Origin of the sequence: Xanthomonas arboricola, from assembly GCF_002940665.1 — a bacterium.
In the GTDB taxonomy this organism is placed as follows: Bacteria; Pseudomonadota; Gammaproteobacteria; order Xanthomonadales; family Xanthomonadaceae; genus Xanthomonas; species Xanthomonas arboricola_B.
In genome coordinates, this window is the sequence record NZ_MIGY01000002.1 from 1,182,278 (window position 1) to 1,200,758 (window position 18,481).

An 18,481-nucleotide genomic window follows, 5' to 3' on the forward strand; every position below is an offset into this window, starting at 1 on the left:
CCACGAGCCAATCGCGTCACACATCGTTCCAATCAGCGCTACGGCAGGCGCACGCGCAGGTAGCTGGCTTGGTCGTACTATCGGCCGTCAAGGCGCGCGGCCGCGTGCCATCCCCTGCCGAACTGGAGCGCACGATGATCGACCTGTACTACTGGCCCACCCCCAATGGCCACAAGGTCACCTTGTTCCTGGAAGAAGCCGGGCTGGAGTACACGCTCAAGCCGGTCAACATCGGCAAGGGCGAGCAGTTCGAGCCGGCCTTCCTGCAGATTTCGCCCAACAACAAGATGCCGGCGATCGTCGACCACGCACCGTCCGATGGCGGCCCCGCGCAGAGCGTGTTCGAATCCGGCGCCATCCTGCTGTATCTGGCCGAGAAGACCGGCCGCTTCTTGCCGCGCGACGCGCGCGGCCGCATTGCCGCGCTGGAATGGCTGTTCTGGCAGATGGGCGGGCTGGGGCCGATGAGCGGCCAGATGGGCCACTTCAGCGTCTATGCGCCGGAAAAGATTCCCTACGCGATCGAACGCTACAACGCCGAGGTGCGTCGCCTGCATGGCGTGCTCGACAAGCGCCTGGCCGAGCACGCGTTCCTGGCCGGCCCGGAGTACGGCATCGCCGACATGGCCAGCTATCCCTGGATCGAGGTTTATGGCGACCTCCGCCCCGATTACGCCGAGTTCCCGCATCTGAAGCGCTGGCACGACGCCATCGCCGCGCGCCCGGCAACGCAACGTGCGTATGCGCTGAAGGAGCAGGTCAACCCCAACGCCGGCAAGCCGCTGAGCGAGGAAGAGCGCAAGCATCTGTTCGGCAAGCGCTGAGGGTGCAGTAGCAAAAAAAGCGCACGTACAGCAATTCAACACGGCGCCTGAGCCCCGCTCCCGCCGGGAGAGGGGTTGGGGTGAGGGTGCGGTCCGCGCGCTTTAGCGCCGCGTGCACAAAATGGCAGGACCTCCACGCGCGCCATCAGCCGCCGCGCTTCTCAAACACCCCACGCGCCCGCATCCTGTGCGTTATCTCACGACAGGATCTTCGATGCGCGCCCTGCTCGCCGCCCTTGCCCTCATGCTCAGCACGACCGCCACCGCCCACGCCGAAAAACTCACCCTCGACGCCATCACCGGCCCGTTGCCGTTGTCCGGCCCGACGTTGATGAAACCCAAGGTCGCCCCTGACGGCTCGCGGGTGAGTTTCCTGCGCGGCAAGGACAGCGACCGCAATCAACTGGATCTGTGGGAGTACGACATCGCCAGCGGCCAGACCCGCCTGCTGGTCGATTCCAAAATCGTCCTGCCCGGTACCGAAACGCTCAGCGATGTCGAAAAGGCCCGCCGCGAGCGCCAACGCATCGCTGCCTTCGCCGGCATCGTCGATTACCAATGGGCGCCGGATGCACATGCATTGTTGTTCCCGCTCGGTGGCGAGCTGTATCTGTACGACCTGCGCAAGACCGGTGCGGCGGCAGTGCGCAAGCTCACCCACGGTGAAGGCTTCGCCACCGACGCCAAGCTCTCGCCCAGGGGCGGTTTCGTCAGCTTCGTGCGGCAGCGCAACCTGTGGGTGATCGATCTGGCCAGCGGCAACCAATTGCAGCTCACCAGCGACGGCAGCGAGACCATCGGCAACGGCGTGGCCGAGTTCGTCGCCGACGAGGAAATGGATCGCCACACCGGCTACTGGTGGGCGCCGGACGACTCGGCGATCGCCTTCGCGCGTATCGACGAATCCGGCGTGCCGGTGCAAAAGCGCCCGGAAGTCTATGCCGACCATACCGAGGTCATCAGCCAGCGCTATCCGCAGGCCGGCCAACCCAACGTGGCCGTGCGACTGGGTGTGATCGCACCGCGCGCCAATGCCGCGCCGCGCTGGATCGAGCTGGGCAATAACCCCGATATCTATCTGGCACGGGTGGATTGGCGCGATGCGCAGCGGCTGACCTTCCAGCGCCAGTCGCGCGACCAGAAAACCCTCGAGTTGATCGAAACCACGCTGGCCAGCGGCAAGCAACGCGTGCTGATCACCGAGACCTCGCCGACCTGGGTGCCGCTCCACAACGATCTACGTTTTCTCAAGGACGGTCGCTTCATCTGGACCTCCGAGCGCAGCGGCTACGAGCATCTGTACGTGGCATCGGAAGATGGCCGCACGCTCACGCCGCTGACCTCCGGCGCCTGGGTGGTCGATGCACTGCTCGCCGTCGATGAGCAGGCCGGCACGGTGTATTTTTCCGCCAGCAAGGAATCGCCGACCCAGGCCCACCTCTACGCCGTGCCGCTGGCCGGCGGTGCGATCGAACAACGTTCGACAACCCACGGCACGCACGCCGCCAGTTTCGCCGGCAATGCCAGCGTGTATGTCGATACCTGGTCCAACACCGCCACGCCGCCGCAGATCGAGCTGTTCCATGCCAATGGCGAAAAGATCGCCACATTGCTTAATAACGACCTGGCCGATCCGCAACATCCTTACGCCAGATACCGCGATGCGCAGCGCCCGGTGGAATTCGGCACGCTCACTGCTGCCGACGGCACCACGTCGCTGCAGTATCGGCTGATCAAACCGGACAACTTCGACCCGGCCAAGCGCTATCCGGTGGTGGTGTACGTGTATGGCGGCCCCGCCGCGCAGACCGTGCTCGATGCCTGGCCGAGCCGTGGCGATGCGCTGTTCGATCAGTACCTTGCCCAGCGCGGTTATGTGGTGTTCTCGCTGGACAACCGCGGCACGCCGCGGCGTGGCCGCGCCTTCGGTGGCGCGTTGTACGGCAGGCAGGGCACGGTGGAAGTGGACGACCAGCTGCAAGGCGTGGCCTGGCTCAAGGCGCAGCGCTGGGTCGATCCCACGCGCATCGGCGTGCAGGGCTGGTCCAACGGCGGCTACATGACGCTGATGCTGCTGGCCAGGCACAGCGAGGCCTATGCCTGCGGTGTGGCCGGCGCACCGGTTACCGACTGGGGGCTGTACGACACCCATTACACCGAGCGTTACATGGACCTGCCGGCCGGCAATGCCGACGGCTATCGCGCCGCACGCATTGCCACTCATCTGGATGGCATGCGCGCCAAGCTGCTGCTGATCCACGGCATGGCCGACGACAACGTGCTGTTCACCAACTCCACCGCGCTGATGAGCGCGTTGCAGGCGCGCGGCACCGCCTTCGAATTGATGACCTATCCCGGCGCCAAGCACGGCTTGTCCGGCAGCACTGCCTTGCATCGTTACAAGACCGCAGAGGCCTTCATCCAGCGCTGTCTGACGCCCTGAGCGGCCGACAACCGGGTGCCAGGGGCGCGCGAACAGCAATGGTAAAGTGGCCGCCGATGCCTAGCATCGGCGACATCCGGCGACATCCGGCGACATCCGGCGGCGTTGGTCGCGCGGTGGCGTTGTTCGTCGCTTGCCCCACCTGCAGTCGTGCGCCAACCGCTGGTCTACAAGGACGTTGCCATGTCATCGCCGCCGCCGATTCCCGCTGCATCGCCCCGCACGCTGCAATCGCCCAACGTCTGGAGCCGGCACTGGAAGTGGATCGTCCCCGGCATCGGCGTGGCGCTGTTCCTGCTGCTGGCCTTGGCGATTGGCGGGTTGCTCTCGGTGGTTGCCGCAACGCTGAAGTCCAGCGATGTGTACCGCGATGCGCTTCGCATCGCGCGTGCCGATGCGCGCGTGACCCGGGCGCTGGGGACACCGGTCGAGGACGCGTTCCTGCCCAGTGGCAGCATCCGCTACACCGGTCAGGCAGGAGATGCCCGCTTCAGCGTGGACCTGCACGGGCCGCGCGGCGAGGGAAGCCTGCAGGTGGACGCCACCCGCAGGCACGGGCAATGGCGCTACCAAACGCTGACATTCGCCAGCGGACAGGCCGATCCAATCAACCTGGTAGCTGACCCGCAAGCGCCGCCGCAACCCCGCGGGCCATGACCTAAGACGCATTGCCGCCACCGCTGCGGATGGGTAGGGTCGCGCTACTCAACTTGCGGATCCGCCCCATGAAACCACTCGTTCTCGCCGTTGCGCTGGCGCTCGGTGCTTCGCTGCCATTGCAGGCACAGCCCGGTGAAACCGCGCAGGCCCAGCCCGTCACGCCGGCCTGGGTGCAGACCAGCAACGGCTACGCACAGATCCTGCTGAACGCGCAGGCGCCGTTCCAGCCCGAATACGCCAGTTTCTTCGGCGTGCCCGGCTACGACGACCAGGTCATCGACCTGGGGCCAAACAACACCGCGCGCTACCGCGATGCGATGAGCAAGGCGCGCGCTGCGTTGCAGGCCAAGCTGGCCACCGAGCGCGACGTCAATGTGCGCCAGGACCTGCAGATCATGATCGCTGCGGCCGAGCAGAACATCGCAGGCAGCGAACTCAACGAGCGCTATCTGCTGCCGTGGAACGACGCCCCACAGCTGGTCTTCAGCGGCCTCAATGGATTGCTGTCCGACCAGACCGTGCCCGAGCGCCGCGCCAAGGCGCTGGACCGCCTCAAGCGCTACGTCGGCCTAGTGCCGGGCAGCACGCCGACCACCACGCTGGCCCGCCAGCGCTACGAAGAACAGCTTGGCAACACCGCCTTGCTGCAGCCCACCCGGCGCGAAGTGGAGCAGGCGCTGGCGAATGTGGATACCTACGTCGCCGGCATCGGCGAGTTGTTTGTCAAGTACAAGATCGCCGGCGGTGACGAAGCGCTCAAGGCGATGTCCACCCAGTTGAAGGATTACGCCAACTGGACCCGCACCACTGTGTTGCCGAAGGCGCGCAAGGACACCCGCCTGCCCGAACCGCTGTATGCCTTCCAGCTCGAGCAGGTCGGCATCGATATCGGCCCGCAGCAGCTGATCCAGCGCGCGCAGCTGGAATTCATGGAAACCCGCTCGGCGATGCGTCAGCTGGCGCCGCTGGTGGCCAAGGCCAAGGGCGTGCAGGGCAGCGATTATGTGCAGGTGATCCGTGCGCTCAAGGGCAACAAGATCGCCGATGACCAGCTGGAAACCCACTACCGCAGCGTGATCGACCGGATCGACCCGATCATCCGTCAGCAGCGCATCGTCGATGTGCCCAACCGCCCGATGCAGATGCGCCTGGGCAGTGCGGCCGAAAGTGCTGCGCAACCGGCGCCGCACTTCCTGCCGGCACCGCTGATCGGCAATACCGGCCAGCAGGGCCAGTTCGTGCTGCCGCTGGGCAACCCGACCGCAGACGGCGCCAAGAAGGAACAGTACGACGACTTCAACTTCGGCTCGGCCGCTTGGACGCTCAGCGCGCACGAAGGCCGCCCCGGACACGAGCTGCAGTTCACCGTCATGGTCGAACGCGGCGTGTCGCTGGCGCGCAGCCTATTTGCGTTCAACTCGGTCAACGTCGAAGGCTGGGCGCTGTATGCCGAAGCCGAAATGGTCCCGTACGAACCGCTCGACGGTCAGCTGATCGCCCTGCAGTTCCGCCTGCTGCGCGCCGCCCGCGCGATGCTCGACCCGATGCTCAACCTTGGCCTGATCGACCGCGAACGCGCACGCCAGGTGCTCGAAGACGACGTCGGCCTCTCGCCAGCGATGGCTCGCCAGGAACTGGACCGCTACACCGTCCGCGCCCCCGGCCAGGCCGGCAGCTACTTCTACGGCTACACCCGCATCCTCGAACTGCGCATGCGCACCGAGCTGGTCCTGGGCAAGAAGTTCGACCGCCTGGCCTTCAACAACTTCCTGCTCGACCAGGGCCTGCTGCCGCCGGACCAGCTCGCCAAGGCGGTGGAAACGCAGTTCATTCCGGGGCAGCAGGGCAAGCGCTAAGCGATTCGAGGCTGTGTAATGAATCAGGGCGCGATGGAGCTTGAAGGAGCCCGCCATCGCGCCCTGCTGCAGTGCTGCCTTCGCAAATGCTTTCGAATCCTTGTGGCTCGCCTCAGCGCGTCAGAGGCGGCATATCCGGTGCCGCGCGCTGCGGTGCCCCCGCCGGCACCCAGATCGCCATGCCCGCCGCGCGCTTCTGGGTGGTCGGGATGCCGATGCCCAGCCCGCCGCCGACGCGGCCGCCGTAGCTGCCGCCGCCGACCGACAGGCCGCCGCCGGAGCGTTCCGAGCCCACGCCGACGATGACCACGCCGTTGGCGCCGAGCTTGGCGGCCTCACGCTTGAGACGTTGCACGGCCGCATCGGTCTGGCCCTGGGTGCCGAAGCCGGCAGCGCTGGTGGATTCGAGCTGGGCGATCTCCACCGAGCCGGCCGGTGCGTTGGAATATACCTGCACCAGCGCCGGGTCGATCGGCGCGCGCGCCTGGCCCAGCATCACCTTGGAACTGCTGGCGCAACCGGCCAGGAGCATGGCTAGCGCAGCGGCGATGACGACATGCTTGTTCATGGTGCGGGCCCTGTTGACGACGATGATGGCGATGATCCGGCGCCTGGACTGAATCGCTCCGGACTTTGCCGCACCCTAGCCGTGCCCACGTGAGGCTACCGCCAAGCCGCCATTGGTCAGGGTGACCATCTGCCCACAGCGTCTTGGCGGGCGCGGCGCTAAGCTGATGCCATTCTTTAAATGGCGAGGTGGCACGTGGGATTGATCAGCCTGCTGTGGGGCATTGTGGCGCTGCTGTGGATGGTGCTGGCCTTCATCCCGCTGCTGGGCTGGGGCAACTGGTTCCTGATTCCGTTCGCGGCGGTGGGCGCGCTGATCGCGGCGATCGCGCTGCTGTTCACCTCGGCCGGCAATCGCGGGCGTGCCAAGACCGGTCTGCTGCTCAACGGCCTGGTGATCGTGGTCGGGGTGGTTCGTCTGAGCCTGGGCGGTGGCGTGATCTAGCACGCGGCATTGCCTTCCAAGCAGGCCGCGCGATCTCGAAGCGCCGTGTACCTGCTGGCGATGGAGACGATCGACGCGTGGCACCGCCGCCAGCCGGGCGCACTCTCTATGGTGAGCTGACCGCGTGGTCCAGGCGGATCGCGCTGGCGTGAATCAATGCGATCCGGCCCGTTGCAGCGCTGCGACACAGCGTCGCAGCGCGTCCGGCGACGGGTCGCGGGCGTAAACTTGCGGGCTGCTGACAGGAGCCCCCGATGGCCCATCCCCACTACCGTCCCCGGCGCATGCGCCACGATGCGTTCTCGCGTCGCCTGATGCGCGAAAACACGCTGACCACCGATGACCTGATCTGGCCGGTGTTCGTGCATGAGTTGTCCGGCCGCGCGCCGATCGCTTCGATGCCCGGCGTCGAGCGTCTGTCGTTGGACGAGTTGCTGCGCGAAGCCGAAGCGGCCCTGGAGCTGGGTATTCCGGTGATCGACCTGTTCCCGGTGATCGACCCCGCCGGCAAGAGCCTGGACGCGGCCGAGGCGTGGAATCCGGACGGCCTGGCGCAGCGTGCGGTACGTGCGCTGAAAGCGCGGTTTCCCGAACTCGGCATCATGACCGACGTGGCGCTGGACCCGTACACCACGCACGGCCAGGACGGCATCATCGACGCCAAGGGCTATGTGCTCAACGAGATCACCGTCGAGGCGTTGGTCAGGCAATCGCTGTCGCATGCCGAAGCCGGTGTGGACATCATTTCGCCGTCGGACATGATGGATGGCCGCATCGGTGCGATCCGTCGCGCGCTGGACGCGCAGGACCACCTCAACGTGCGCATCATGGCCTACTCGGCCAAGTACGCCTCGGCGTTCTACGGCCCGTTCCGCGATGCGGTCGGCAGCGCCGGCAATCTGGGCAAGGCCGACAAGACCACCTATCAGATGGACCCGGCCAACAGCGACGAGGCCATGCGCGAGATCGGGCTGGACCTGGAAGAGGGCGCGGACATGGTGATGGTCAAGCCGGGCATGCCGTACCTGGACGTGGTGCGGCGGGTAAAGCAGGAATTCCGCGTGCCGACCTTCGCCTATCAGGTCAGCGGCGAGTACGCGATGCTCAAGGCCGCCGCCGCCAATGGCTGGCTGGACGAACGCAAGTGCGTGCTGGAAGCGCTGATGGCGTTCAAGCGCGCCGGCGCCGATGGCGTGCTGACCTATTTCTCGCCGCAGGTGGCGCGCTGGTTGCGGGAAGGCTGAGTGCGGTGAGGCGGTGCTGTGACGCCTCCCAGGCGGGTAATCGGCACTTGCAGGCTTGGCGTGATTCGAAAGACGCAATGATCCCGCAGGCCGCGTTCTCTCGCGGCCTGCGCTTCGTGCGGCGTGCTGCAATCTGCTGGATGAGCAAGGATCGTGCAGCGCAGGCAGCTTTGGTCAGTCTGCCTTCCGCGGATGCGGGTACCGGCGTCGCTGCAATGAACGAGTGACAGGCCCATCGTTGCGTGATCGCGTCGCGTCAATGACGCAAGCCTCGAATCGCCACGCAAACTGCGATAACGATTCTCATCTACAATGGCGGGCCCACTGTTGCAGGCTGCTCGCGCGTGCTCAAGACCGCCCTGTTCCAATTGCACTGGCTGCTCGGCATCACGGCCGGGCTGGTGCTGTCGGTGATGGGGCTGACCGGCGCGTTGATGTCCTTCGAAGACGAGATCGTGCGGCTGGCCAATCCGGCCATCGCACAGCTGGCACAACGGCATACGGCAGGCGAGCGGCCATTGCCGGTGAATGTGCTGCTGCGCCGGCTCGATCTGGATCGACAACAGGCGGTCACCCGCATGCTGATCGATCCGACCGGCAAGCGCCCGTCCACCGCACGCCTGGCCGGCAAGGGCGGCGGCCGGGTGTATTTCGATCCGTATACCGGGGAGAAGGTTGCCGCTCCGCGGCTGAGCGGCGCGTTTGCCTTTATCGAGGACCTGCATCGCCATCTGACCGCGGGCAAGCGCGGCCAGGCGGTGACCGGTGCAAGCACCCTGATCCTGCTGTTCTTCTGCGCCTCCGGCCTGTATCTGCGTTGGCCGCGACGCTGGTGGAGTCTGCGCACCTGGTGGGCGGTGGAGTGGCGACGGCAGGGGCGCAGTTTTCTGTGGAGCCTGCATGCGGTGTTCGGCACCTGGTGTCTGCTGGTGTACCTGCTAGTGGCGCTGACCGGGCTGACCTGGTCCTACAACTGGTACCGCGACGGCGTGGTGGCCTTGCTCGGCACCGAGCCGGCGATGCGTGGCGACGGGCGCGATCATCGCCCCGCCACGGTGGATTTCGCAGCCGTGCAGCGCACCCTGGATGCCATCCCGGGCACGCACGGCACGGCACTGGACCTACGTATTCCGCCGCGTGCGGGTCAGCCGCTGAGCGTACGGTTCCTGCCCGATCATCCCGACCACGATCGCGCCTACGACAATCTGGAGATCGAGCCGGGCAGCGGTGCGTTGCTGCGTCGTCAGGACTATGCACTGCTGCCGCGCGGCCAGCAGTTGCTGGTGAGCATGTTTCCGCTGCACTCGGGCAGTTTCTTCGGGCTGCCGGGCCGCATCGTGGTGATGCTGGCCAGTGTCGGCATGTCGGTGTTCTTCGTGACCGGTTGGATGCTGTATCTGGATCGCCGCCGCAAGAAGCGCGCGCTGCGTGCCGCGCGCGATGTCCTGCACGGTGCACCTGCGGCCTCGCAAGCCGAGCCGTGGTTGATCGGGTTCGCCAGCCAGAGCGGGTTTGCCGAACGGCTGGCCTGGCAGGCGGCCGGGCATCTGCAGGCCGCCGGTCTGCCGGTGCAGGTGCGCTCGCTGGCACAGCTCACCGCGCAGCATCTGCAGGGCTCACGGCATGCCTTGTTCGTGGTCAGCACCTTCGGCGATGGCGAGCCGCCGGACACCGCGCGCAGCTTCGAGCGCGAACTGTTGCGCCAGCGCATGACGCTGTCGCAGCTGACCTATGCCGTGCTGGCCCTGGGCGACCGCCAGTACGCGCAGTTCTGCGGGTTTTCGCGACGCATCGAGCAGTGGTTGCAGGCGCAAGGCGCGCAGCCATTGTTTCCGGCAGTGGAGATGGACAACACCGATCCGCAGGCCCTGGCGCAATGGCATGCGCAATTGGCGCAGATTGCCGGTGCGCCGGTGGCCGCCGTGCCGCTGGCACGCCCGACGCTGCTGCACTGGACGTTGGCGGCGCGCACGCATCTCAACCCGGGTAGCGAGGGAGCACCGATCTGGCAGACCGATCTGCTGCCACCGTCCGGCACGCAGTGGCAGGCCGGCGACATTCTCGAAGTGCAGCCGGCGCACGCCTATACGCACGTCCGCGCGTGCCTGGCTGCGTGGGGACTGCCGCCCGACGCGCTGGTGCATGTCGATGCGCAGTTGCTGCCGCTGCAGCAGGCCGTTGCCGAGCGCGTGCTGCCGGAGCCGCCCACGCGCCCGCCAACGCCGCATCCGGATCCACAGAGCTGGCTGGATGCCTGCGCCTGGCTGCCGACCCGCGACTACTCGCTGGCCAGCGTGCCGGCCGATGGCCTCGCGACTGCAGTGGTACGCCTGACCAAAGGTACCGACGGCAGCCCCGGCCTGGGCTCGGGCTGGCTGATCTGCCACGCACCCGTCGGTGGGCAGATACGCGCGCGGTTGCGCACCAACCCCGGCTTCCACCGCGTCGAACAGGCGCCGATGGTGTTGATCGGCAACGGCACCGGTATCGCCGGCTTGCGCAGTCTGCTGCGCGAGGCCGAGCTGGCCGGCGTGCACGGACATTGGCTGCTGTTCGGCGAACGGCAGGCCGCGCACGATGGTCTGTTTGCCGACGAACTCCAGGCCTGGCAGGCGCGTGGCCATCTGCAGCAGCTGGACCGGGTGTTCTCGCGCGACCAGGCGCACAAGCGCTACGTGCAGCATCACTTGCGCGAGACCGGCGACACCTTGCGCCACTGGATCGATCGCGGTGCGGTGATCCATGTCTGCGGCAGCCTGGACAGCATGGCGCGTGAGGTCGATGCCACACTGCGCGAATTGCTGGGCGAGGCGCGGCTGGAGTCGCTGACCGCAGCGGGACGTTATCGGCGCGATGTGTATTGAGCGCGGCCGTCGCCACTGCATGGCTGCGTTGGAGCGCTAACAAAAAATCTAGCGCGCAGTCGTCAGGCGGGATTTGGAAGTTTCGGAAGAACCGTAGTAAACGACTTGGACATGCTGTTTTCGAGCATCGACCGCGCCTGCCTTGCGGTGAGCACAGTGGTGTTTGTGGGCTGCATTTTGCTGGATGCAGTCGAGAGCCTGGTTGATCGAGGGCGCGATGCCCTCACCACTTCCGGGACATGCCTTGAATCCGTCCAAGGGTCCCGCAACCGGTAAGGACAGCACGCCTGCCAAGTTGGTCGTGCACTGATGGAACTGCAAAAAGCGGGATGACTTAAGCGAGGTGATGCAACGCAGCGGCCGGGTCGCTTGTATGCATAGGTGCATGGATATGCAGTGATAAGGGAAAACCCAATTGCGTCACTGTCCGCATCCGACGGAAAACGCTGTTTGAAATCAGACCACGTCTGCCAGATCACAAGGATCATGCAACCACCGCTGCATCTGACCGCCGGCTGCCGCTCCCGCTTCTGACCATGCATACCGACCATCTCGACTGGCCCTTGCCCGTTCACCGTCGCGGGACCTTACGCGGCATGGATGCCGCGTAAGAGCCTACAAGGAGGTACTTGCGGCGTGTCCCGCGATGGTGGGCGGGCGAGGGCCCTGCGACCAAGCTTCAGATCAGCAGCCCTACAGTCAAACCTCAGATCAGCATCCCTGCAGCGTGACCCAGATCATCCGCTCTACAACAGCTTGGCGCGAAGTCGTATTCCCGGCAGCTCCTGGCCCGAGTCTGCGCACTCACCCATCCTCAACGGCAGCTCGTATCTCCATCCACCGCCGGCGCCTTCATCCGATAGATGTCCAACTGCCCCGCACGTGGTGCGCGCGCACTGCCGGTCACCAGCAACTCGCCTGGCTTGGCCGCATCCACCACCGCACCGAAGGTGCGTTCCTGCGGCCCGTTGAACGACAGCGGCAATGCCTGGCCCACGGTGTAATGGCCGTTGTTGCAGGTCGCCAGCAATAACTGGCTGGGACCATCCTGTTGGCCGCGTGCCCACACCAGCCCCCGTCCATCGCCAAGCCAGGCCGCATCCAGCTCGTCGGCAGCGCTGTTGATATCGCTCAGCGCCACCGGCGCGATGAAGGCCTGCCCCTCCCAGCGCGCCACGAAGATGTCCATGCCGCCGGCGCCGCCGTGGCCGTCGCTGGCGAACCACAGGCGCGTGCCGTCCAGTGACAGTGTCGGGGAACGCTCGTCGCCGCGGCTGTTGATCGCCGCGCCCAGCGATTGCACCGCACCGATCCGGCCCTGCGCGTCCACCGGCGCGCGATACAGGTCGGCGCCGCCGTCACCGCCAGGCCGGGTGGAGGCAAACAGCAGCCAGCGGCCATCGGCACTGAACAGCGGGGAGGTCTCGTCCTGCGCGGTGTTGATCGGCAGCACGTCTGCGTTCTGCCAGCGCCCGCCGCTCAACCGGGCCTGCCACAGATCCCAGCCCCCGCTGCCGCCGGCGCGGTCGCTGGCCCAGACGATGCGTTGCCCGTCCGGACTCAGCGTGGCGCGCGCTTCGTTGGCCGGGGTGGAGACCACGCCCATGCCTTCGATGCCGAATTCGGCAAGCCCCGACGCGGCGGGGACGCAGAGTAAACTTGCCGCCAGCGCGAGCAGTGTCCATCGAAGTTGCATGCGGGGTTCCTGCCTCAAGTCGCGCACAGTCTAGTCAACCAGAGAGCGTTTCATGCCCGTATCCCGTTATGCCGTGTTCGGTCACCCCGTCGCCCATTCGCTGTCGCCGGCCATCCATGCCGACTTCGGGAAGCAGACCGGCATCGCGCTGGACTACACCGCCATCGACGCACCGCCGGAAGAGTTCGCTGCCGCGCTGGAGCGCTTCGCCGACGAAGGCGGCAAGGGCGCAAACGTCACCCTGCCGCTGAAGGAAGCCGCCTTCGGGTTGTCGGCCAGCCTGAGCGATCGCGCGCGTCTGGCCGGTGCGGTCAACACGCTGGTGCGCAACGACGGGCAGTGGCAGGGCGACAACACCGATGGCGCCGGCCTGGTGCGTGATCTGACCGACCGCCACGGGCTGGATCTGCGTGGTCGCCGAGTGCTGCTGCTCGGCGCCGGTGGTGCCGCGCGCGGCGTGGCGCCGGCGCTGCTGGAAGCGGGCATCACCGAGATGGTGGTGGTGAACCGCTCGCCCGAGCGCGCCGATGCCTTGTGCGATGCGCTCGGCGAACCGGGGCGGGTGGTCTCGCGCTACATCGAAGACCTGCGCGATCTGGGCGACTTCGAACTGATCGTCAACGCCACCGCGGCTGGGCGCGATCGCGACGCCGGTGCGTTCGCCATGCCGCTGGGCCTGGTCAACAGCCTCACCGCAGCGGTCGATCTCAACTATGGCGCCACCGCCATCGCATTCCTGGCCTGGGCACGCGCGGCGCAATGCCGCTACGCCGTCGATGGCCTGGGCATGCTGGTGGAGCAGGCCGCCGAGAGTTTCTCGCTGTGGCACGGGGTGCGCCCGGACACCGACCCGGTCTACGCCGCGCTGCGCGCGCGCGAGGCCCTTCTGGTCAGTGCCGACTGAGGTGGGCAGCGTCACCGCCACCGATATCCTGCTGACGCTGGTCACCAGCCTGCTGTCGCGCGTGCCGATGCTGATCGCGTTGCTGCTCGGGCTGGTTCTGCTGTGGCGTGCCTCGCAAAGCACGTTGCGGCGTACCGGGCTGGCCGCGCTCTGGCTGCTGCTGGGCTGCCTGTTTGCCGAGGTTGCCTTCCAGGCGATTCCGATGCTGTTGCTGCAGCAAGGCAATGTGCGTCAGATCAGCATGGTGGCCAGCATCGCCCACTTCGTGCTGATGGCGGTGCAAGGCGTGGGCATCGGCGTGCTGGTGTGGACGCTGGCAGGCAGCCTGCAACGCGTGCCGCCCGCCGCCGGCCCGCGCCCATGATTCCGCTCAAAGCCATCGCCCTGGTGGTGGTCGGGCTGGTCAGTGCCGGGCAGGGCGGGTGGACGCTGCTGCATCCGCAGGCGCTGGCTGCGGTCAATCGCGGTGGCCTGCTGTATGAACGCTTCGGGCCCGCTGGCGTGGGCGCCGGCATGTTGCTGATGGGCGTCGCAATGGTAGTCATCGGACTGGTATGGGCGCGCCATGCATGGCCGCCGCGGACGCAAGGCCGCTGACACGTGGCGCGACGTTGCCTGCTCGTTGCAGGCAGCGCAGGGTGATTGGGTCGGCATCCATTGCGCGACCTTTCGGGCCAGGACGTGCGGCCAGTGCCCGCCGGCGATGAGCGGATCCGACGCATGCAGTGGCCGTGCAGCGTGCGTACCCGGGACCAGGCTGGCGGTGGCGCCGCCCCGCGCCAGCAAACACGTTCAGCCGAGTGCCACGCCGGTCGCAGGCGTTGCGCCGGTCCGTGCGAAAATAGCGCGATGAATGAAGTCGCCCCACCGGCCGCGCCGTCGGCGCCCGTTCCCACCCAGCGTGTTCTGACCGACCCGATCAAGGCCGGCATCCGCGAGGCCTACGCAAAGCTGCAGGCCAACACGCCCGGCTTCGCCACACGGCGGGCGCAGAGCCAGATGATCGGCCTGGTCTCGCGCGCACTGGCCACCTCCGGCGGCATCGGCATTGCCGAGGCGCCAACCGGTGTGGGCAAGAGCCTGGGCTATCTCACCGCCGGCGTGCCGATCGCGCTGGCCACCAAGAAAAAACTGGTCATCAGCACCGGCACCGTGGCGCTGCAGTCGCAGTTGGTGGAGCGCGACATCCCGGCCTTCCTCACGGCCACCGGGCTGCAAGCCACCGTCGCGCTGGCCAAGGGCCGTACCCGCTACCTGTGCACGCGCAACGCTGCCGAGCTGCAGGGCGAAGCCAGCCAGGAAGGCATGTTCGACGATGAGCAGGCGCTCTACGACCGCCCGCTCAGCCCGGCCGACGCGGATCTGGCCAAGCGCCTGGCCAAGGCCTACGCCGAGCGCAGCTGGAACGGCGATCTGGACGATGCGCCGGAACAGATCTCGGTGCCGCTGCGCCTGCGCATCACCACGCCGGCCTCCGGCTGTGCCGGTCGCCGCTGCAGCTACGCCGCGCAATGCCCGGTGCTGAAGGCGCGCACCGACGTGCGCGAAGCGCAGATCGTGGTCACCAACCATGCATTGCTGCTGTCGTCGCTGTCGCTGGGCGACGCCGAAAACGGCCAGCCATTGATCGCCCCGCCCGCCGACATGCTGCTGGTGCTCGACGAAGGCCATCACATCGCCGGTGTGGCGATCGACCAGGGCGCCGCCAACCTGCCATTGGACGAGATGGCCAAGCGCACCGGCCGGTTGCAGATCCTCATCGCTGCCGCCTACCGCGCGGTGGACAAGGACAAGCTCGGCAACCTGCTGCCCAACGAGGCGATCGAGGTGGCTGCGCGCGTGTCCAAGCTGCTCAAGGCCTTCCACGCCGAGGTCGAACGTGTGTGGAAGCCCGAGCCCGGCGAGCGCGATCCCTTGTGGCGTGCGGCCAACGGCAAGCTGCCGCCGCAATGGGGCCCGGCGATCGAAGAACTCGGCGAAGAAACCCGCGCGTTGTTCAACTGGGTGCATGCCGCACACAGTGCGATCGCCAAGGGCAAGCAGGACGACTCGGCGCGCGAACGCCTGCAGCGCAGCCTCGGCCTGGCCCTGGAGATGGCCGAGCAGCAACACAATCTGTGGAGCGGCTGGCGGCGCGAGGACAAGGAAGGCCAGCCGCCGATGGCCCGCTGGATCACCCTGTCGCGCGATGGCGATCTGATCTGCCATTGCTCGCCGGTGTCGGCCGCGCAGGTGCTGCGCACGATGATCTGGAACGAAGTGGATTCGGTGGTGATGACCTCGGCCACCTTGACCGGTGGCGGCGATTTCCAATCGTTCGCCATCGACAACGGCCTGCCCGATCACGCCGAGATGGCCTCGCTGGCCTCACCGTTCGACTTGCCCAACCAGGCCGAGTTGATCGTGCCCAATTTCCCGGTCACTCCCGACGATCGCGAAGGCCACCCGAAGGAAGTCGCACGTTACCTGGTGCGCGAACTCGACTGGACCGCCAAGGGCAGCATCGTGCTGTTCACCTCGCGCTGGAAGATGGAAAAGGTCGCCGACCTGATGCCGCTGGCGCAGCGCAACCGCGTACTGGTGCAGGGCGAGGGCAACAAGTCGCAACTGATCACCGAGCACATGCGCCGCATCGCCGCCGGCGAGGGCTCGGTGCTGTTTGGCCTGAACTCCTTCGGCGAAGGCCTGGACCTGCCCGGCGATGCCTGCACCACCGTGGTCATCACCCAGGTGCCGTTTGCGGTGCCGACCGACCCGCAGACCTCGACCTTGAGCGAATGGCTGGAAAGCCGCGGCCACAATGCCTTCAACCTGATCGCCATCCCGCACGCGCTGCGCACGCTCACGCAGTTTGCAGGCCGCTTGATCCGCAGCTCCAGCGACCACGGCCGCGTGATCATCCTCGACTCGCGCCTGCTGACACGTCGCTATGGCAAACGCATCATCGACGCGCTTCCGCCGTTCAAGCGGGTGATCGGGCGTTGATCGATCACTGCTGCAGTGATGCAGTGGCCCGCTGACAAGCAGCAACCTGCATCTGCGGCGCTGCATGACCGACGCATGGCGTCCGCCATTCGCACCCTGACGAGCGCAGTGCCACGACAGTGCTGATTGATGCTGCAGCTGCATCTTGAATGCGAGGCGCAGTGCATCCTGCCCGGAACGTCAGCTCGACCTAAAACGGATGCAAGACGAAGACGTTTGACCACCACCCCGAACGTTTGCAACCTCGTATCGCAGCATCAGCTTGTTCCCGCCGCACTTGCGTCCATGCAGACGAAGACGGTCTGTGGATCATTGCTCGCCTATCTGCAACCTGCTGCCGGGGCATTTAGCGATACATATCACGCAACGCACCCACCATCATGTTTGCCTATCGCAGCGATCATAACTAACGACTTCTCACGCTTCGGTCTGCTGGCGATGATTCAGCTCCCTCAAACGAGCTGACGCCATGCGCCCTGGATCCCTCATGGTGCTAGCCCTGCTAGCCCCGACGCTGATCGCCCCGCCGGCTTTCGCCCAATCCGCTCTGACCCGCGACAACGGCGCCAAGGTCGGTGACAACCAGAATTCGCAGACTGCCGGGGCCAATGGCCCGGCCCTGCTGCAGGACGTGCAACTGATCCAGAAGCTGCAGCGCTTCGATCGCGAGCGCATTCCCGAGCGCGTGGTGCATGCACGCGGCACCGGCGTCAAAGGCGAGTTCACCGCCACCGCCGATCTGTCCAGCCTGACCAAGGCCAAGGTGTTCAGTGCCGGCGAAAAGACCCCGGTGTTCGTGCGCTTTTCCTCGGTGGTGCACGGCAACCACTCGCCGGAAACGTTGCGCGACCCGCACGGCTTCGCCACCAAGTTCTACACCAGCGAAGGCAACTGGGATCTGGTCGGCAACAACTTCCCGACCTTCTTCATCCGCGATGCGATCAAGTTCCCCGACATGGTCCACGCGTTCAAGCCGGACCCGCGCACCAACCTGGACGACGATTCGCGCCGCTTCGATTTCTTCTCGCACGTGCCCGAAGGCACCCGCACGCTGACGCTGCTGTACTCCAACGAAGGCACCCCCGCCGGCTACCGCTTCATGGATGGCAACGGTGTGCACGCCTACAAGCTGGTCAATGCGCAGGGCGAAGTGCACTACGTCAAGTTCCACTGGAAGACGCTGCAGGGCATCAAGAACCTCGACCCCAAGCAGGTCGCCGCCGTCCAGGCCAAGGACTACAGCCACCTGACCAACGATCTGGTCGGTGCGATCAAGAAGGGCGACTTCCCGAAGTGGGACCTGTACGTACAGGTACTCAAGCCGGAAGACCTGGCCAAGTTCGATTTCGATCCGCTGGACGCTACCAAGATCTGGCCGGACGTACCGGAGCAGAAGGTCGGCCAGATGGTGTTGAACAAGAACGTCGACAACTTCTTCCAGGAAACCGAGCAGGTCGCAATGGCGCCGGCCAACCTGGTGCCGGGCATCGAGCCGTCGGAAGACCGCCTGTTACAGGGTCGCATCTTTTCCTACGCCGACACCCAGCTGTATCGCATCGGTGCCAACGGCCTGAACCTGCCGGTCAACCGTCCGCGTGTGGCCGTCAACAACGGCAACCAGGATGGCGAAGGCAACAACGGGCACACCACCAGCGGCGTGAACTACGAGCCGAGCCGCTTGGAGCCGCGTCCGCAGGACACCGCCGCGCGTTACAGCGCGTTGCCGCTGTCGGGCACCACCCAGCAGGCCAAAATCACCCGCGAGCAGAACTTCAAGCAGGCCGGTGAGCTGTATCGGTCCTACAGCAAGAAGGATCGTGCCGATCTGGTGCAGAGTTTCGGCGAGTCGCTGGCCACCACCGACACCGAGAGCAAGCACATCCTGCTGTCGTTCCTGTACAAGGCCGACCCCGAGTACGGCACTGGCGTGACGCGTGTCGCCAAGGGCGACCTGGCCCGGGTCAAGCAGCTGGCCTCCAGCCTGCAGGACTGA

Annotated in this window: 15 protein-coding genes; 13 read left to right on the forward strand and 2 right to left on the reverse strand. The window is 66.3% G+C overall.

What is annotated here, in order from left to right; genetic code table 11:
- Positions 1-134 precede the first annotated feature (134 nt).
- From XarjCFBP7645_RS12225 to XarjCFBP7645_RS12240, 4 genes are all read left to right on the forward strand, one after another.
- Entirely contained in the window at positions 135-824 is a 690-nt protein-coding gene (locus XarjCFBP7645_RS12225) for a glutathione binding-like protein (RefSeq protein ID WP_104537925.1), read from the forward strand.
- A 214-nt stretch (positions 825-1,038) separates the two neighbouring features.
- A complete protein-coding gene (locus XarjCFBP7645_RS12230; protein ID WP_181126306.1) occupies positions 1,039-3,267 on the forward strand; it encodes a S9 family peptidase in 2,229 nt (742 codons plus the stop codon).
- Positions 3,268-3,450: 183 nt separating this feature from the next.
- On the forward strand, positions 3,451-3,924 hold the full coding sequence (locus tag XarjCFBP7645_RS12235) for a cytochrome c oxidase assembly factor Coa1 family protein (RefSeq protein ID WP_104537926.1): 474 nt from the start codon (positions 3,451-3,453) through the stop codon (positions 3,922-3,924).
- Between the two features lie 68 nt (positions 3,925-3,992).
- Positions 3,993-5,783 (forward strand): DUF885 domain-containing protein, encoded by a 1,791-nt coding sequence (locus XarjCFBP7645_RS12240; protein ID WP_104537672.1) that lies wholly within the window; start codon positions 3,993-3,995, stop codon positions 5,781-5,783.
- A 112-nt stretch (positions 5,784-5,895) separates the two neighbouring features.
- Here XarjCFBP7645_RS12240 and XarjCFBP7645_RS12245 read toward each other — a convergent pair whose 3' ends face one another.
- On the reverse strand, positions 5,896-6,351 hold the full coding sequence (locus XarjCFBP7645_RS12245; protein ID WP_104537673.1) for a hypothetical protein: 456 nt from the start codon (positions 6,349-6,351) through the stop codon (positions 5,896-5,898).
- 201 nt (positions 6,352-6,552) lie between these two features.
- Here XarjCFBP7645_RS12245 and XarjCFBP7645_RS12250 point away from each other — a divergent pair, with 201 nt between their 5' ends.
- The 4 genes from XarjCFBP7645_RS12250 to XarjCFBP7645_RS12260 all read left to right on the forward strand — a co-directional run bounded on the left by XarjCFBP7645_RS12250 (position 6,553) and on the right by XarjCFBP7645_RS12260 (position 10,903).
- The gene (locus XarjCFBP7645_RS12250) at positions 6,553-6,795 is read left to right on the forward strand and encodes a hypothetical protein (protein ID WP_172453327.1); all 243 of its coding nucleotides are present in this window, start codon (positions 6,553-6,555) and stop codon (positions 6,793-6,795) included.
- Between the two features lie 254 nt (positions 6,796-7,049).
- Positions 7,050-8,039, forward strand: coding sequence for a porphobilinogen synthase (hemB, locus tag XarjCFBP7645_RS12255; RefSeq protein ID WP_104537674.1), 990 nt, complete (start codon positions 7,050-7,052; stop codon positions 8,037-8,039).
- Between the two features lie 77 nt (positions 8,040-8,116).
- On the forward strand, positions 8,117-8,266 hold the full coding sequence (locus XarjCFBP7645_RS21720) for a hypothetical protein (RefSeq protein ID WP_166776126.1): 150 nt from the start codon (positions 8,117-8,119) through the stop codon (positions 8,264-8,266).
- A 117-nt stretch (positions 8,267-8,383) separates the two neighbouring features.
- A complete protein-coding gene (locus tag XarjCFBP7645_RS12260) occupies positions 8,384-10,903 on the forward strand; it encodes a PepSY domain-containing protein (RefSeq protein WP_104537675.1) in 2,520 nt (839 codons plus the stop codon).
- 814 nt (positions 10,904-11,717) lie between these two features.
- Here XarjCFBP7645_RS12260 and XarjCFBP7645_RS12270 read toward each other — a convergent pair.
- Positions 11,718-12,599 (reverse strand): TolB family protein, encoded by an 882-nt coding sequence (locus XarjCFBP7645_RS12270; RefSeq protein WP_104537676.1) that lies wholly within the window; start codon positions 12,597-12,599, stop codon positions 11,718-11,720.
- Between the two features lie 52 nt (positions 12,600-12,651).
- On the opposite strand from XarjCFBP7645_RS12270, the gene aroE reads away from it, so the two are divergent.
- From aroE to katB, 5 genes are all read left to right on the forward strand, one after another.
- Positions 12,652-13,503, forward strand: a complete 852-nt coding sequence (aroE, locus tag XarjCFBP7645_RS12275; protein ID WP_047130032.1) for a shikimate dehydrogenase — start codon at positions 12,652-12,654, stop codon at positions 13,501-13,503.
- Positions 13,493-13,867, forward strand: a complete 375-nt coding sequence (locus XarjCFBP7645_RS12280) for a hypothetical protein (protein ID WP_181126307.1) — start codon at positions 13,493-13,495, stop codon at positions 13,865-13,867. The genes aroE and XarjCFBP7645_RS12280 overlap by 11 nt, the downstream gene beginning before the upstream one ends.
- Positions 13,864-14,100 carry a hypothetical protein gene (locus XarjCFBP7645_RS12285; RefSeq protein ID WP_104537678.1) on the forward strand — a complete coding sequence of 79 codons (237 nt, stop codon included), beginning with the start codon at positions 13,864-13,866 and terminating at the stop codon, positions 14,098-14,100. The genes XarjCFBP7645_RS12280 and XarjCFBP7645_RS12285 overlap by 4 nt, the downstream gene beginning before the upstream one ends.
- 252 nt (positions 14,101-14,352) lie before the next feature.
- Positions 14,353-16,488: an ATP-dependent DNA helicase DinG gene (dinG, locus tag XarjCFBP7645_RS12290; protein WP_104537679.1), complete on the forward strand. Its 2,136-nt coding sequence runs from the start codon at positions 14,353-14,355 to the stop codon at positions 16,486-16,488.
- Between the two features lie 487 nt (positions 16,489-16,975).
- The gene (katB, locus tag XarjCFBP7645_RS12295; RefSeq protein WP_181126308.1) at positions 16,976-18,481 is read left to right on the forward strand and encodes a catalase KatB; all 1,506 of its coding nucleotides are present in this window, start codon (positions 16,976-16,978) and stop codon (positions 18,479-18,481) included.

Bases quoted from the DNA above. Each gene is read 5' to 3' on its own strand.
- hemB (WP_104537674.1), top strand. From the start codon at position 7,050: ATGGCCCATCCCCACTACCGTCCCCGGCGCATGCGCCACGATGCGTTC.
- aroE (WP_047130032.1), top strand. From the start codon at position 12,652: ATGCCCGTATCCCGTTATGCCGTGTTCGGTCACCCCGTCGCCCATTCG.
- XarjCFBP7645_RS21720 (WP_166776126.1), top strand. From the start codon at position 8,117: ATGATCCCGCAGGCCGCGTTCTCTCGCGGCCTGCGCTTCGTGCGGCGT.
- XarjCFBP7645_RS12240 (WP_104537672.1), top strand. From the start codon at position 3,993: ATGAAACCACTCGTTCTCGCCGTTGCGCTGGCGCTCGGTGCTTCGCTG.
- XarjCFBP7645_RS12235 (WP_104537926.1), top strand. From the start codon at position 3,451: ATGTCATCGCCGCCGCCGATTCCCGCTGCATCGCCCCGCACGCTGCAA.
- katB (WP_181126308.1), top strand. From the start codon at position 16,976: ATGGTGCTAGCCCTGCTAGCCCCGACGCTGATCGCCCCGCCGGCTTTC.
- XarjCFBP7645_RS12225 (WP_104537925.1), top strand. From the start codon at position 135: ATGATCGACCTGTACTACTGGCCCACCCCCAATGGCCACAAGGTCACC.
- XarjCFBP7645_RS12270 (WP_104537676.1), bottom strand. From the start codon at position 12,599: ATGCAACTTCGATGGACACTGCTCGCGCTGGCGGCAAGTTTACTCTGC.
- XarjCFBP7645_RS12285 (WP_104537678.1), top strand. From the start codon at position 13,864: ATGATTCCGCTCAAAGCCATCGCCCTGGTGGTGGTCGGGCTGGTCAGT.
- dinG (WP_104537679.1), top strand. From the start codon at position 14,353: ATGAATGAAGTCGCCCCACCGGCCGCGCCGTCGGCGCCCGTTCCCACC.
- XarjCFBP7645_RS12245 (WP_104537673.1), bottom strand. From the start codon at position 6,351: ATGAACAAGCATGTCGTCATCGCCGCTGCGCTAGCCATGCTCCTGGCC.
- XarjCFBP7645_RS12230 (WP_181126306.1), top strand. From the start codon at position 1,039: ATGCGCGCCCTGCTCGCCGCCCTTGCCCTCATGCTCAGCACGACCGCC.